The sequence below is a fragment of the Frigoribacterium sp. NBH87 genome, from assembly GCF_014217665.1.
GTDB lineage: Bacteria > Actinomycetota > Actinomycetes > Actinomycetales > Microbacteriaceae > Frigoribacterium > Frigoribacterium endophyticum.
In genome coordinates, this window is the sequence record NZ_CP043650.1 from 1,261,887 (window position 1) to 1,276,124 (window position 14,238).

Consider the following 14,238-nt stretch of genomic DNA (forward strand, 5'->3'; position numbering starts at 1 on the left):
ACGGCGGTCGGACGGCCCGGCCCGCAATTAACACGGCGAAACGGCCGCGTCACGTGCCCGAAACGAGCCGTCCTTAGATTGAACCATGTTGATGCGATCAACATTCTGCACCCTGCACCGACCGGCCCTCCCCCCGAGGGGCCACCGGCCGACAGACCCGAGGACGACCCGTGAGCCGACTCCCCCGCCCGATCTCGCTGCTGACCGCGGCCACCCTGCCCGACGGCTCGGTGGTCGACGTCGTCCTGGCCGGCGACACGGTGGAGGCGGTGGTCCCGGCGGGCACGGCGGCGCGGGCCCCCGAGGCCGAGACCCTCGACCTCGCCGGCCACCTGCTGCTCACCGCCCCCGCCGAGCCGCACGCCCACCTCGACAAGGCGCTCTCCTGGGACGCGATCCGGCCGCCGATGGGCGACCTCGAGCTCGCCATCGCCTCCTGGCGCGTGCACGCCGCGACGATGACCGTCGACGACGTGGCCGACCGCGCCCGCCGCCAGCTGCTCGCGATGCTGGCCCAGGGCACCACCGCGGTGCGCACCCACGTCGACGTGCTGCTCGGAGCCGAGGCCACGCGCGGGGCGGAGGCGCTGGTGCGGGTGCGCGACGAGCTGCGTGACCTCGTCGACGTCGAGATCGTCGCCCTCGCCTCGCAGGACAGCCCCGACCGCGACGTCGAGGCCGTCCTCGACCTCGGCGTCGACCTCGTCGGCGGCGCCCCGCACCTCTCCCGCGAGCCCGAGCGCGACCTGCACCGCCTGCTCGACATCGCCGAGCGCCGCGGGGTCGGCGTCGACCTGCACACCGACGAGAGCCTGCACGGCCCCGACACCCTTCTCGCCCTCGCACGCCGCGTGGAGGGCTGGACGACGCCGGTCTCGGCCGGCCACTGCGTGCGCCTCGGCAGCATGCCCGCCGCCCAGCGCGACGAGGTGGTCGAGGCGGTCCGCCGTGCCGACGTCGGCGTGATCGCGAACCCGCTCACGAACCTCTACCTGCAGGGGTGGGAGTCGCCGGTCGCCACGCCCCGCGGCCTCACCGCCGTGCGCGAGCTGCTCGACGCCGGGGTGCGGCTGGCGGCCGGCGCCGACAACGTGCGCGACCCCTTCAACCCCCTCGGCCGGAGCGACGCCCTCGAGACGGCGATGCTGCTCGTCGTCGCCGGCCACCTGACGATCGACGAGGCCTGGCACGCGGTGAGCGACGGGGCGCGGTCGGTCATGGGCCTGCCCGTGGCCGGAGCCGTGGCGGGGGCGCGGGCGGACCTGCTGGCGATCCGCGCCTCCTCGCTGGCGGAGGCCGTGGCCTCGGCGCCCGCCGACCGCACCGTGCTGCACGCCGGCCGCGTCGTCGCCGAGAGCGTCGTCACGCGGCACGTCGCCGCCCCCGCCGCCGAGCGCGCCCGGAGCGCCGCCCCCACCGACCGCACCCTCACGGAGACCAGGTGACCCGCATGACCACCACCGCCACCCCCCGCCCGAGCGCTCCGGCGCCGACGACCGTCGGCACGCTGCTCGACTTCCGCGACGTCGCCATGCGGTTCCCGAACGGCACGGTCGCGCTCGAGGGCGTCGACCTCACCGTCGACCGCGGCGAGTTCGTCACGGTCGTCGGGCCCTCGGGCTGCGGCAAGTCGACCCTGCTGCGGATCGCCTCCGGCCTGGAGAGCGCCTCGGCGGGGCGGGCCGAGGTCGACACCGACCGCATCGGCTACGTCTTCCAGGACGCGACCCTGCTGCCGTGGCGGAACGTCCGCGACAACGTCGAGCTGCTCGCCGAGCTGAACGGGGCCTCGAAGGCCGACCGGCGCCGCGCCGCCGCCGAGGCCATCGACCTCGTCGGCCTGTCGGGCTTCGAGACGTCGCTGCCGAAGGAGCTCTCGGGCGGCATGAAGATGCGCGCCTCGCTCGCCCGGTCGCTGACCCTCGACCCCGAGCTGTTCCTCTTCGACGAGCCGTTCGGCGCCCTCGACGAGATCACCCGCGAGCGCCTCAACGACGAGCTGCTGCGGCTCTTCGTCGAGAAGTCGTTCGCCGGCCTCTTCATCACGCACTCGGTCTCCGAGGCCGTCTACCTCTCCACGCGCGTCATCGTCATGTCGGGCCGGCCCGGCGGCATCGTCGGCGAGTTCGACGTGCCGTTCCCGATGCCCCGCGACCCCGACATCCGCTTCACCCCCGAGTTCGCCGAGCTGGTCGGCGAGGTCTCGCACGCACTCCGAGAAGGGCACCGCTGATGGCGATCGACACCCGGGTCTCCCCCGCCGAGCCGAGCACGGCGCCCGCCGCGCAGCCCCGGCTGACCGGCCCCCGCGCCCCGCGCCGGGCCCTGACGCCCCGCGCGGCGCGGACGCGCGACGTCGTGCTGCCGATCGTCGTCTTCGTGGCGCTGATCGGCGTCGGCTACCTGATCGCGCTCTACTACGACCGGGTGCGCGGGCTGCCCTTCCTGGTGCCGTACCCGCACCTCGTGCTCAACGCCGTCCTGCTCGACGCAGACTTCCGCCCCGACCTGCTCGAGGCGCTCGGCAACACGACGCTGATCGCGGTGATCGGCCTGGCGATCGCCATCGTGATCGGGGTCGCCTGGGCGGTGCTCATGGTGCAGGCGCGCTGGATCGAGAGCGCGCTCTTCCCGTACGCGGTCGTGCTGCAGTGCATCCCGATCCTGGCGCTCGTGCCGCTGATCGGGTCGCTCTTCGGCTACGAGATGCCGTCGCGCATCATCGTCACGGTCATGTTCGCCCTCTTCCCGATGGTGTCGAACACCCTGTTCGGCCTGCAGTCGGTCGACAAGGGCCAGCGCGAGCTCTTCCAGCTGCAGGGCGCCTCGCGCCTCACCCTGCTGACCAAGCTGCGGTTCCCCGCCGCGCTGCCGTCGATCTTCATCGGCCTCCGCAACTCGGCCGGGCTCTCGGTGATCGGCGCGATCGTCGCCGACCAGTTCTTCCAGCGCGGCGACGGCGGCCTCGGCGTCCTGATCTCGGTGATGAACCAGCGGCTCAACGGCGCCGAGATGTTCGCCGCGATCGTCGTCGCGAGCGTCCTCGGCGTCGTGGTCTTCGTGGCGTTCGGCTGGCTCGGCCGGGTCGCGACGGGCAAGTGGTTCACGGCGAACTAGCCGGCCACCGACACGGCCGCGGCGGACCGCCCGGTCGGCCCGCGCCTCCGGCGCTCCCCCTGCCTCCCTCTCTCTTCCCCTCAGCAAGTCCCCTCCCACACCTCCCCTCACCGTTCCGCCCACAGCACAGCACCGCTCTGCCCGCTCCCCTGCTCCACCCCCTGACAGGAGAACCCCATGCCCCGCACCTCCCGCACCCTCACGGCCCTCGGACTCGTCGTCGTGACGGCCGCCGCCCTCTCGGCCTGCTCCGCCGGGCCCTCCGACGACGCCGCGCCCCAGGCCGCCGCGAGCGGCTCGGGCGTCGACCTCTCGGGCGTCTGCCCCGCGACCGTCGTGATCCAGACCGACTGGAACCCGGAGGCCGAGCACGGCCACGCGTACCAGCTGCTCAGCGACGACTACACCGTCGACGCCGACCAGAAGACGGTGACGAGCGACCTCATGGCCGGCGGCCAGCCGACCGGCGTCAAGGTGGAGATCCGGGCCGGCGGCCCGGCGATCGGCTTCAACACCGTCACCTCGCAGATGTACCAGGACGACGACATCACCATGGGCTACGTCACCACCGACGTCGCCGTGCAGAACTCGGCCGACCTGCCGACCACGGCGGTCTTCGCCGAGAACGACATCTCGCCGCAGATGATCATGTGGGACCCGGAGACCTACCCCGACGTGACGACGATCGAGGAGCTCGGGGAGGAGCTGGCGAAGGACGACGGCGTCGTGCGGTACTTCTCCGGCGCCGCCTACATGGACTACCTGATCGGCAACGACATCCTCCCCGAGGGCGTCACCGACGGCAGCTACGACGGCACCCCGTCGAAGTTCGTCGTGTCGCAGGGGAAGGACGCCCAGCAGGGCTTCGCCACGGCCGAGCCGTTCGTCTACGAGAACCAGGTCTCGGCCTGGGGCAAGCCGCTCGAGTACCAGCTGATCAACGACACCGGCTACCCGATCTACCCCGAGGCCATGGCCGTCAAGACGGGCGACCTCGAGGAGCTCAGCCCCTGCCTGGAGAAGCTCGTGCCGGTGCTGCAGCAGGCCGACGTCGACTACTTCGCCTCGCCCGAGGCCACGAACGAGAAGATCGTCGACCTGGTCGAGCAGTACGACACCGGCTGGGTCTACGACGCCGACGTCGCCGCGTACGCCGTGAAGCAGATGAAGGCGCTCGGCATCGCGACCGACGGCGACAACGGCTACGTCGGCGACATGGACGAGGAGCGGATGCAGAAGATCATCGACCTCGACACCGAGATCTTCGAGGCGCAGGGCTCGACGCTGAAGGAGGGCCTCGCCCCGAGCGACCTCTACACGAACGAGTTCCTCGACGACTCGATCAGCCTGGGGTTCTGAGCCGTGCCCGACACGCGGACCGCCACCGGTGCCGGCGGCACCACCGGCACAGGCACCACCGCCTCCGCCACCGCCGCCCTCGAGGCCGAGCTGCGCGAGCTGCTCGGCGACCGCGGGGTCTCGGTCGAGCTCGCCGCCCGTGAGAGGGCGAGCCTCGACGGCTCGCGCCTCTCGCCGGTGATCAGCGAGCAGCTGCCGCTCGGCCTCGCCGACCTCGTCGCCTACCCCGCCGACGCCGAGCAGGTCGCGGCGGTCGTCGCGGCCGCCGTGCGGCACGGCGTGCCCGTGACGCCCCGCGGCAAGGGCACCGGCAACTACGGCCAGGCGATCCCGATGGCCGGCGGCCTCGTGCTCGACCTGACCCGGGCGCGCGCCGTCGTCGAGGTGGGGGTCGGCTGGATCACCGCCGAGGCCGGCGCGACGATGGTCGCCCTCGAGCAGGCCGCCGCGAAGACCGGGCAGCAGATCCTGATGTACCCGTCGACCGCGCAGTCCACCATCGGCGGGTTCCTCGCCGGCGGCTCCGGCGGCACCGGGTCGATCAAGCACGGCTCGAACAGCTCCGGCTTCGTCACGGCGCTCGACGTCGTGCACGCCGTGCCCGACGCCCGGCTCGTGCACGTGGAGGGCGACGACGCGCAGCCGTACGTCCACAACTACGGCACGGCCGGCGTCATCGCCCGGGCGACCGTCGCGCTCGAGCCGCTGCAGGACTGGCGCGGGTTCTTCGCGAGCTTCGACCGCTTCGAGCAGGCCCTGTCGCTCATCCGCCCGTTCGCGGCCCTCGAGCCGACGCCCCGCCTCGTCAGCGCCGACCTGCCGACCCTGGCCGACGCGCTGCCCGACGACCCGGGCATCCCCGCCGGGCGCGTCAGCCTGCGGGCCATCCTCGACGTCGCCACCGTCGAGGAGGCCACCCGGATGGTCGAGGAGGCGGGGGGCCGCGTCGAGGACGTGCGGGAGGGCCCGCAGACCGCCATGAAGATCAGCATGATGTCGTACAACCACCCGATCGAGTGGCTGCAGAAGGCCTACCCCGACACGTACTTCCACGTCGAGGTCTCGGGCGACGCGCTGGTCGACCGCATCGACGAGGTGCACGCGGTCTACGAGGGCGGCATGCTGCACATCGAGTCGCAGCACGGGCGGCCGATCGGCATGCTCGCCGGCGTCTACCGCTCGGCCGCCGAGGTGTACGCGGGCTTCGCGAAGCTCCGTGCCCTCGGCGTCGGCTACCACAACCCGCACCAGTGGTACGTGGACTTCGAGCCCGAGCGCACCCGCGCCCTGGCCGCGACGACCGACCCCGAGGAGCTGCTCAACCCCGGCAAGCTCGTCGACCCGGCGACGGTCGGCGGGCCCGACCCGGGCGTCAAGGGCGGCCACGGAGTGCCGGCCGCGGTCGGCGTCGACACCGGGGCGAAGGTCTCGTGAGCGACCTGCGGCCCCGGCCCCGCGTCCGCTCGCGCTCGCGCGACCTCGTCGAGCTGAGCGGGCCGGCCCTGTCGGCCGCGCTCGGCGAGGACAGCATCGTGGTGCTGCCCACCGGCGCGATCGAGCACCACGGCCCGCACCTGCCGCTCGCCACCGACTGGCTGATGGCCGACCTGATCAGCCGGGCGGTCGTCGAGGAGGCGGCGGCCGGCGGGCAGGACGTCTGGCTGCTGCCCCCGCTCGCCTACACGAAGTCGGACGAGCACCACTGGGCCCCGGGCACGGTCTGGCTCACGGCCGAGACCCTGCTGCAGACCGTCGTCGACATCGGCCGCTCGGTCGCGGCCACGCCCGCCCGGACCCTCGTCTTCTACAACGGGCACGGCGGCAACATCGCGCTGCTGCAGGTGGCCCTCCGCGAGCTGCGGCGGCGCTTCGGGCTCCGCACCTTCCTGATGGGCACCGGCATGGTGGCGGGCGACGGCGTGAACGGGCCCGACGAGCACGGCTTCGGCGTGCACGGCGGGCACAGCGAGACGTCGATGATCCTGCACCTCCGGCCCGACCTCGTCGACATGGGCCAGGCCCGGCGGTGGATCCCTGACCACCTGCTCGACACCGAGTTCGTGCGCTTCAACGGCGGGCCGGTGCACTTCGGCTGGACGAGCGACGACTTCGGGCCCGACGGCGTCGTCGGCGACGCCAGCGGGGCGAACGCCGCCTGGGGCGCCGAGCTGCACGCCACGGCGGTGCGGAACGGGGTGGCCCAGCTCGCCGAGATCGCGCGGTTCCGGCACCGGCCGCCGGGCGGGCCCGCCGCGTGAGGCTGCCCGACGAGGCCTGGGCCGTGCTCGAGGCGTGGCTGCCGCCCGACGACGACCCCGACCGCCCCCAGGTGACCCTGTCGACGGTCGACGCCGACGGGGGCCCCGACGCCCGCACCGTGCTGCTCTCGTCGGTGGCCCGCGACGGGCTGTCGTTCCACACCGACGCGACCAGCCGCAAGGTCGCCCAGATCCGGGCGAACCCGCTGGTCGCCGTCACCGTGCTCTGGCCCGGCTTCACGCACCAGCTCGTGGTGCGGGGCCGGGCCGAGCCCGCCGACCCCCCGGCCGTGGCCGCGGCGTACGCCGCCCGCTCGCCCTACCTGCAGCAGCTCGCCTGGCTCAACACCCACGACTTCGCCGCGCTCCCGCTCGCCGAGCGGCGCGCCCGCTGGGCCGCGGCCGAGGCCGAGAGGGAGGCGCGGGTCGCCACCGCGGGGGGCACCGGCCTCGAGCCGCCCCCGACCTGGGCCGGCTTCGTCGTGCGCCCCACCCGCGTGACCGCCTGGTCGAGCGCGCCCGACACCGCGAGCCGTCGCGAGGAGTGGGTGCTCGGCGACGGGGGCTGGGCCCACTCCCACCGCGCCGGGTGAGCCGGCCCGCCCCGCGGTGCTGAGCCGGGCTCGCCCGGGCCCCGCCGCGGGGCTGCCAGACTCGTACCGCCCCACGAAAGGACCGCCGTGACCGACACCGCCGCACCCCCCGCCCCCGAGCGCGCCAGCCGGAACCCGGTCACGCGCCTCCGCCGTGACCAGGCCCGCATGCACCTCGTGATGATGCTCGCGCTGACCTTCACCACCGGCATCATCGACGCCGTCGGCTACCTCGGCCTCGACCGCGTCTTCACGGCGAACATGACCGGCAACGTGGTCATCCTCGGCATGGCGATCGCCCAGGCCGACGGGCTGCCGATCGTCGGCCCCGTGGTCGCCCTCGTGGCGTTCCTCGTCGGCGCGGCGGGCGGCGGGCGGCTGCTGCGCGGCGGCCGGAAGGGCTGGTCGGGCCGCAGCACGATCGCCTTCTCGGTCACCGGCGGCGTGCTCTTCGTGCTCGGCCTCTCGTGCTTCTGGGTGCTGCCCGAGGAGGGGTCGCCCTGGGCCTACACGATCACCGGCCTGCTCGGCGCGGCCATGGGGCTCCAGGCCGCGGCCGCCCGCAGGATCGCGGTGGCCGACGTGACCACCGTCGTCGTCACCTCGACCATCGTCGGGCTCGCGTCGGAGTCGAAGCTCGCCGGCGGCGACGGCAAGAACTTCCCGCGGCGCGTGCTCGCGGTGTTGATGATCCTCGTCGGCGCGGGCGTCGGGGCCCTGCTGCTGCAGGTGCACATCGGCGTCGGCATGGGCGCGGCCGGGGGCCTGACGCTGCTCGTCGCGCTGACCGGGCACCTGATGCGCGAGCGGGTGAAGGCGGCCGAGGCGGTCGCCGCCGGGGCCGAGGGGGCGCCCCGTGGCTGACGCGGTCGCCGACGACCTCGCCGGGGACCTCGCCGGGGACCTCGTCGGGGACCTCGTCGTGCGGGCCGAGCGCGTGCTCGTCGACGGCGCCTGGCGGGCCGCGTCGGTGCACGTCCGCGACGGGGTGGTGGTCGCGATCGGGTCGCTCGACGCCGTCGCCGCGCGCCCGGGCGGCCCCGACGTCACGCTGCCCGCCGACCAGGTGCTGATGCCCGGGGTGGTCGACAGCCACGTGCACGTCAACGAGCCGGGCCGCACCGAGTGGGAGGGCTTCGCCTCCGCCACCCGGGCCGCGGCCGCCGGCGGCGTCACGACGATCGTCGACATGCCGCTGAACAGCGTCCCGCCGACCACGACCGTCGCCGCCCTCCAGCTCAAGCGCGCGTCCGCGGCGCCGCAGTCCGTCGTCGACGTCGGCTTCTGGGGCGGCGCCGTGCCGGGCAACCTGGGCACGGGCGACCTCCGGGCCCTGCACGACGCCGGCGTCTTCGGCTTCAAGGCCTTCCTGTCGCCGTCGGGGGTCGACGAGTTCCCGCACCTCACGACCGAGCAGCTGCACGCGGCGGCCCGCGAACTCGCGGCGTTCGACGGCCTGCTGATCGTCCACGCGGAGGACCCGGGCGAGCTCGACGCCGCGGCGGCCGGTCTGCCCGAGGGGCCCGCCGGAGGCGCGGTGTACGACGACTTCGTGCGCTCCCGCCCCGAGGTGGTCGAGACCACCGCGATCGAGCACGTCGTCGAGGCCCTGCGCGAGACCGGCGGCCGCGCGCACGTGCTGCACCTCTCGTCGGCGGGCGCGCTCGACACCATCCGCGCGGCCAAGGCCGAGGGCCTGAGGCTCACGGTCGAGACCTGCCCGCACTACCTCACCTTCGACGCCGGCTCGATCGCCGACGGCGCCACGCAGTTCAAGTGCTGCCCGCCCATCCGTGACGAGGCGAACCGCGAGCTGCTCTGGGCCGCCCTCGTCGACGGCACGATCGACGTCGTCGCGTCCGACCACTCGCCGTCGACGCCCGAGCTGAAGTTCGCGGGCGACGGCGACTTCGGCCTCGCCTGGGGCGGCATCGCCGGGCTGGAGCTGAGCTTCCGGGCCGTCTGGTCGGGGGCGCGGGCGCGCGGCGTCCCGCTCGAGCGCGTGCTCGGCTGGATGAGCAGCGGCACGGCCGACCTCGTCGGGCTCGGCCGCGGCTCCGCGGCCTCCCCGGCCAAGGGCCGCATCGCGGTGGGGGCCGCGGCCGACCTGGTCGCCTTCGCGCCGGAGGAGCCCTTCACCGTCGACGTGACGGCGCTCGCGCACCGCAATCCGGTGTCGGCCTTCGACGGCGCGGAGCTCGTCGGGCTCGTCGCCGCGACCTGGGTGGGGGGCGTGCGCGTGACCGACGCCGCGCCTCCGGCCCGGTTGCTGACCCGACCCTGAGGCGGGGCGCCACGGCGGGAGCGCTGGGGGTGCTGTCAGCGCGCCAGTGGCGACGCGGGTGCCCGCACGGGTGCTGACTCGAGCGCGCGACGGGCGACCTGTTCGGGCAGGTCGGGGTGTGCCGCGCCGCGCGCTCGCGTCGCTCTCTGGTGCTCCGGGTGCACCAGGCCTGGCGTCTCGGGTGCGTCAGGTACCTCGATGGTAGCGCCCCCGATACTCTCCGGTATGCACCCCGGTGACCCCCCTTCCGGGGGTCAGCCCCGGGCGTGCCCGACGGGGTGCCGGAGCCCGCTAGGGTGGCGGTCATGGCGACCACGGAACGAGAGCGGACCTCACGACCGCCCCGCGCCGAGGTGCGCGAACGGCTGCTCCAGGCGGCCTCGACCCTCTTCTCGCAGCGCGGCGTCCACGCGACCACCCTCGACGACGTCGCGAAGGCCGCGGGCTTCAGCAAGGGCGCGGTCTACTCCAACTTCGAGTCGAAGTCGGACCTCGTCATCACCCTCCTGACGCAGGAGACCGAGGGGGCCCTCGGCGCCCTCGAGCACATGATGCTGCCGGGCACGCCGCTCTCCGACCTCCCCGCCGCCGTGCGCGACGCCTTCGCGCCCTACGCGCAGGTCACGGCCGACGACTTCACCCTGATGAGCGAGTTCCGCGCTCAGGCCCTCGCCGACGAGGCCGTGATGGCGGCCTTCGTCGACCGGCGGCGGGCGGTGCTCGACACGCTGCGCGGTCTCGTCGACGTCGTGCTGCAGGGCCAGGCGCGACAGGTGACCGGGCTGTCGTCCGACACGCTCGCCCGGCTGCTCATCGACGTCGCGCTCGGCTCGGCGTTCGACGCCCCCGCCACCGGCGAGGTCGGCCCGGGCGAGGTCATGGCCGAGGTGCTCGCGGCGCTGACCCGCACCGCCTGAGGCGCCCCGCCTGAGACGCCCCGACCGAGCCGCCTCGCCTCAGCGTCGAGTCGGCGGGTCCGTGTCCTCGTGGGCGCGCTCGTTCGTCGAGTCGGCGGGTCGGTGCCCTCGTGGGCGGGTCGGCGGCGACCCGCCCACGAGGACGGCGACCCGCCGCACCGGCGAGGACGCCCGGGCGGGGACGCCCGGCGGGGCTCAGGCGCCGGCGCCCTCCGTACCGGGCCGCTGCTCCAGCTCGGCCAGGTCGGCGTAGAGCCCGGTGACGTCGCCGACGCGGGTGCGGCCGGTGCGCGGGTGCTCGGCCAGCACGGCCGCCGCGAAGAGCGCCACGAGGCTCATCGCCGCCGCGTAGCTGTCGAACGGCGAGGGGCTGTCGACCGGGCACTCGAGGCGCACGGCGACCTCCGCCGCGCGGGCCGACGCGTCGCCGACGAGCACGACGGGCACGCCGCGCTCGGCCAGCGAACGGACGACGCCCGAGAACCCGGCCGGCCGTCGCCGGAACCCGACGAGCACGACGACGTCGCGCGGGCTCAGCCCCACGAGCTCCTCCCCGACCGACTGGCCCGGCTGCGGGGCGAGGCGCACGTCGTCGCGCACCTGCACGAGCTGCTGTCGCAGGTGCATCGCGACGGGGTAGCTGTTGCGGAACCCGACGACCACGACGCGCTGGGCGTCGGCCACCAGGCGGGCGGCGTCGGCGAGGCGGCCGTCGGCGAGGCCGTCGAGCATCCGCTGCAGGTTGCGCTGCTCGGAGGCCGCGTGGGGGGCGAGGTCGCCGGAGGCGGTGGTCGGCCCGACGGGGACGCCCCGGCCGCGCGCGGCGCGGGCCTGCTCGCGCACCTCCTGGGCGTCGGTGAACCCGAGACGGCGGAACAGCCGCGACACCGTCGCCTTCGACACCCCGCTCTGCTCGGCGATCTCGGTCGCCGTGACGACCGCCAGGTCGTCGAGGTGGTCGAGGATGAAGTCGGCGGCCCGCTGCTCCTGCGGGCTGAGGGCGCCGTAGCCGGAGTCGATCCGGTCGCGGATGCCGCCCTCGGGCGGGGCGGGCGGGGCGGCCGGAGCGTCGGTCGGCACGGGACCCGCCGGCTCGGCGACCGCGTCCGCGCTCGCGCTCACGCCGCCTCCGCCGTCCGGGCCGCCAGGGCGCGCACCGCGGCCTCGAACGCGTCGAGCGCGACCGCCACGTCGGCGAGGCCGACGATCTCGTCGGGGTGGTGGCTGATGCCGCCGGCCCCGCAGCGGACGAAGAGCATCGCCCAGTCGGTGAGCTCGGCGACGGCCATCGCGTCGTGGCCGGCCTTCGAGAACAGGGTCATCGGGTCGGCGTCGCCCGTCACCGCGATGCCCTCGCGCACGACGTCGCGGAGGGCGGGCGAGGCGACCACGGCGGGGGCGCTGTGCGTCTCGCGCGCCTCGACGGTGAGGCCGCGGCGCTCGGCGACCTCCGCGGCCTCGGCGAGCACCGCCTCCCACACGGCGTCCCGCTCGGCGTCGTGCTCGCCCCGCAGGTCGACACTCGCCTCGACCAGGCCGGGGATGACGTTGACCCCGCCCGGGAACGCCTGCAGCCGGCCCACCGTCGCCACGCAGCCCGCGTCGCGGGCGAGGCGCTCGACCGCGAGCACGATCTCGCTGGCCCCGGCGAGCGCGTCGTGCCGGCGGTGGAAGGGGACTCCCCCGGCGTGCCCCGCGACGCCCGTGACGGTGAGCTCGAAGCGCCGCGCCCCGGCGATCGACGAGACGACGGCGAGGGCCCGGTCGGCCTCCTCGAGGTAGGGGCCCTGCTCGATGTGCGCCTCGAGGTAGCCGACGAGCGACCCCCGGGGAGGCGCGGCGTCGGCCACGGCCGCGGGGTCGAGCCCGAAGGCGGTGAACGCGTCGCGCAGCGTGGTGCCCTGGTCGTCGACGAGCTGCCACCACGCGTCGTCCCAGGTGCCGGCGAGCGCCCGGGAGCCGAGCAGGGCCGTGCCGAAGCGCGTGCCCTCCTCGTCTCCGAACGCCGCGACCTCGACCGCGACCGGCAGGCGGGTGCCGGCACGGTGCAGGCGCTCGACGACGGCGATCGCGAGCAGCACGCCGAGGACGCCGTCGTAGCGCCCGGCGTCGGGCACCGTGTCGAGGTGCGAGCCGAGCAGCACCGCGGGGGCGCCCGGCGTCTCGGCCTCGTACCGGCCGCGCTGGTTGCCCGCGGCGTCCTGCCACGTCGTCATGCCCGCGGCCTGCATCCACCCGGCCGCGATCGCGTTGCCCCGGGCGTGCTCCGGGCTGAGGTAGACGCGCGTGATGCCGTGGGCCGCGCTGCTCTCCCGGGCGAGCTCGTCGCACCGGTCGAGGATCGTCTGCGCGTCGGAGCCGGGCGTGCCTGCGGGGCTCACGCCGCGCCTCCCGCCTGCTCCGCGCCTCCGGCCGTCGCCGCGGCCAGGGCCGCGACCCGGTCGGCGTCGGCGTACACGTCGTAGGCGGCGTCGACCCCGCCGCCCGTCGCGACCCGGGCGCCCGCCCGGCGCAGCACCGACTCGAGCGCCGAGAGCGTCGTCAGCACGGTGTCGCGACGGGCGTTGTAGCCCATCGTGCCGATGCGCCAGACCTTGCCGTGCAGCGGCCCGAAGCTCGTGCCGATCTCGAGGCCGAAGTCGGCGAGCAGCTGCCCGCGGACCGCGTCGCCGTCGACCCCGTCGGGGATCTCGACGGCGACGACGTTGTTCATCTTGTGCTCGACGTCGCCGAAGACGCCGAGGCCGAGCCCACGCACCCCGGCGAGCATCGCCGCGCCGTGCAGGCGGTGCCGCTCGACGGCGGCGTCGAGCCCCTCGTCGACGACGAGCCGGGCGCACTCGCGGGCGCCGTAGAGCATCGTCGTGGCCTCGGTGTGGTGGTTGAGCCGCTGCGGGCCCCAGTAGTCGAAGATCATCGCGAGGTCGAAGTAGTTCGACGCGATGCGCCGCTCGCTGGTCGGGTCGCCCGCGCTGCGGATGCCGGCCTCGACGGAGGCGCGGGCCCGGATGCGCTCGACGGCCCGGTCGGAGAAGGTGGCCGGGGCCGAGCCGGAGGGGCCGCCGAGGCACTTCTGCAGCCCGGCGGTGACGGCGTCGAGCCCGAGCGCGTCGGCGTCGACGGCGTTGCCCGCGATCGAGGCCGTGACGTCGGTGTAGAAGAGGACGCCGTGGCGGGCGCAGACCTCGCCGAGCCCCTCGAGCGGCTGGGCGACGGTCGTCGAGGTGTCGCCGTGCACCACCGCGAGCAGCGCCGGGCGCGTCTCGACGATCGCGCGCTCGATCGCCTCGGCCGTGAAGACCTGGCCCCAGGGCACCTCGATCGTGTGCACCTCGGCGCCGCACCGCCCGGCGATCTCGACGAGCAGGTGGCCGAAGCGGCCGAAGACGGGCACGAGCACGCGGTCGCCCGGCTCGATCAGCGAGACGAGGGCCGCCTCGATGCCGGCCCGGGACGTGCCGTCGACGAGCACGGTCTGCTCGTTGTCGGTCTGGAAGACCTGCCGGTAGAGGGCCTGGGTCTCGTCCATGGTCGCGGTCATCCACGGGTCGTACTGGCCGACCAGCTGCGCCGACATCGCCCGCAGCACGCGCGGGTCGGCGGTGATCGGGCCGGGGCCCATCAGCAGGCGAGCGGGCGGGTCGATCGGCTGGAAGGCTCGTTTCATGCCGCCATCGTACGCAACCCGTGTTTCAGGGGTGTTGCCGTGC

Annotated in this window: 13 protein-coding genes; 10 read left to right on the plus strand and 3 right to left on the minus strand. The window is 74.8% G+C overall.

The annotated features are described in order from the left end of the window. The first annotated feature begins 170 nt into the window (after positions 1-170). The 10 genes from F1C15_RS05840 (at position 171) to F1C15_RS05885 (ending at position 10,528) form a co-directional block, all read left to right on the plus strand. The gene (locus tag F1C15_RS05840) at positions 171-1,445 is read left to right on the plus strand and encodes an amidohydrolase family protein (RefSeq protein WP_185233540.1); all 1,275 of its coding nucleotides are present in this window, start codon (positions 171-173) and stop codon (positions 1,443-1,445) included. 5 nt (positions 1,446-1,450) lie between these two features. Then, positions 1,451-2,233 carry an ABC transporter ATP-binding protein gene (locus tag F1C15_RS05845; protein WP_056058967.1) on the plus strand — a complete coding sequence of 261 codons (783 nt, stop codon included), beginning with the start codon at positions 1,451-1,453 and terminating at the stop codon, positions 2,231-2,233. Beyond that, positions 2,233-3,117 (plus strand): ABC transporter permease, encoded by an 885-nt coding sequence (locus tag F1C15_RS05850; RefSeq protein ID WP_185233541.1) that lies wholly within the window; start codon positions 2,233-2,235, stop codon positions 3,115-3,117. Before F1C15_RS05845 ends, F1C15_RS05850 begins: the two co-directional genes overlap by 1 nt. A 177-nt stretch (positions 3,118-3,294) precedes the next feature. After that, entirely contained in the window at positions 3,295-4,476 is a 1,182-nt protein-coding gene (locus F1C15_RS05855) for an ABC transporter substrate-binding protein (RefSeq protein ID WP_185233542.1), read from the plus strand. A gap of 3 nt (positions 4,477-4,479) precedes the next feature. Then, complete coding sequence (locus F1C15_RS05860; RefSeq protein WP_185233543.1) at positions 4,480-5,910, plus strand: FAD-binding oxidoreductase; 1,431 nt, start codon at positions 4,480-4,482, stop codon at positions 5,908-5,910. Further along, positions 5,907-6,734, plus strand: coding sequence for a creatininase family protein (locus F1C15_RS05865; RefSeq protein ID WP_056056851.1), 828 nt, complete (start codon positions 5,907-5,909; stop codon positions 6,732-6,734). Before F1C15_RS05860 ends, F1C15_RS05865 begins: the two co-directional genes overlap by 4 nt. Then, on the plus strand, positions 6,731-7,327 hold the full coding sequence (locus F1C15_RS05870) for a pyridoxamine 5'-phosphate oxidase family protein (protein WP_056056853.1): 597 nt from the start codon (positions 6,731-6,733) through the stop codon (positions 7,325-7,327). Before F1C15_RS05865 ends, F1C15_RS05870 begins: the two co-directional genes overlap by 4 nt. 87 nt (positions 7,328-7,414) lie before the next feature. After that, on the plus strand, positions 7,415-8,191 hold the full coding sequence (locus tag F1C15_RS05875; protein ID WP_255465507.1) for a DUF1275 family protein: 777 nt from the start codon (positions 7,415-7,417) through the stop codon (positions 8,189-8,191). After that, positions 8,184-9,611 carry an allantoinase AllB gene (allB, locus tag F1C15_RS05880; protein ID WP_219731573.1) on the plus strand — a complete coding sequence of 476 codons (1,428 nt, stop codon included), beginning with the start codon at positions 8,184-8,186 and terminating at the stop codon, positions 9,609-9,611. The genes F1C15_RS05875 and allB overlap by 8 nt, the downstream gene beginning before the upstream one ends. A gap of 305 nt (positions 9,612-9,916) precedes the next feature. Continuing rightward, a complete protein-coding gene (locus F1C15_RS05885; RefSeq protein ID WP_082514564.1) occupies positions 9,917-10,528 on the plus strand; it encodes a TetR/AcrR family transcriptional regulator in 612 nt (203 codons plus the stop codon). A 195-nt stretch (positions 10,529-10,723) separates the two neighbouring features. Here F1C15_RS05885 and F1C15_RS05890 read toward each other — a convergent pair whose 3' ends face one another. The 3 genes from F1C15_RS05890 to F1C15_RS05900 are packed head-to-tail and all read right to left on the minus strand — an operon-like array spanning position 10,724 to position 14,195. Continuing rightward, on the minus strand, positions 10,724-11,650 hold the full coding sequence (locus tag F1C15_RS05890) for a MurR/RpiR family transcriptional regulator (RefSeq protein ID WP_255465508.1): 927 nt from the start codon (positions 11,648-11,650) through the stop codon (positions 10,724-10,726). Further along, positions 11,647-12,909 (minus strand): allantoate amidohydrolase, encoded by a 1,263-nt coding sequence (locus F1C15_RS05895; RefSeq protein ID WP_185233544.1) that lies wholly within the window; start codon positions 12,907-12,909, stop codon positions 11,647-11,649. Before F1C15_RS05895 ends, F1C15_RS05890 begins: the two co-directional genes overlap by 4 nt. Next, positions 12,906-14,195: an alanine--glyoxylate aminotransferase family protein gene (locus F1C15_RS05900; protein WP_255465509.1), complete on the minus strand. Its 1,290-nt coding sequence runs from the start codon at positions 14,193-14,195 to the stop codon at positions 12,906-12,908. The genes F1C15_RS05895 and F1C15_RS05900 overlap by 4 nt, the downstream gene beginning before the upstream one ends. Between the last annotated feature and the right edge of the window lie 43 nt (positions 14,196-14,238).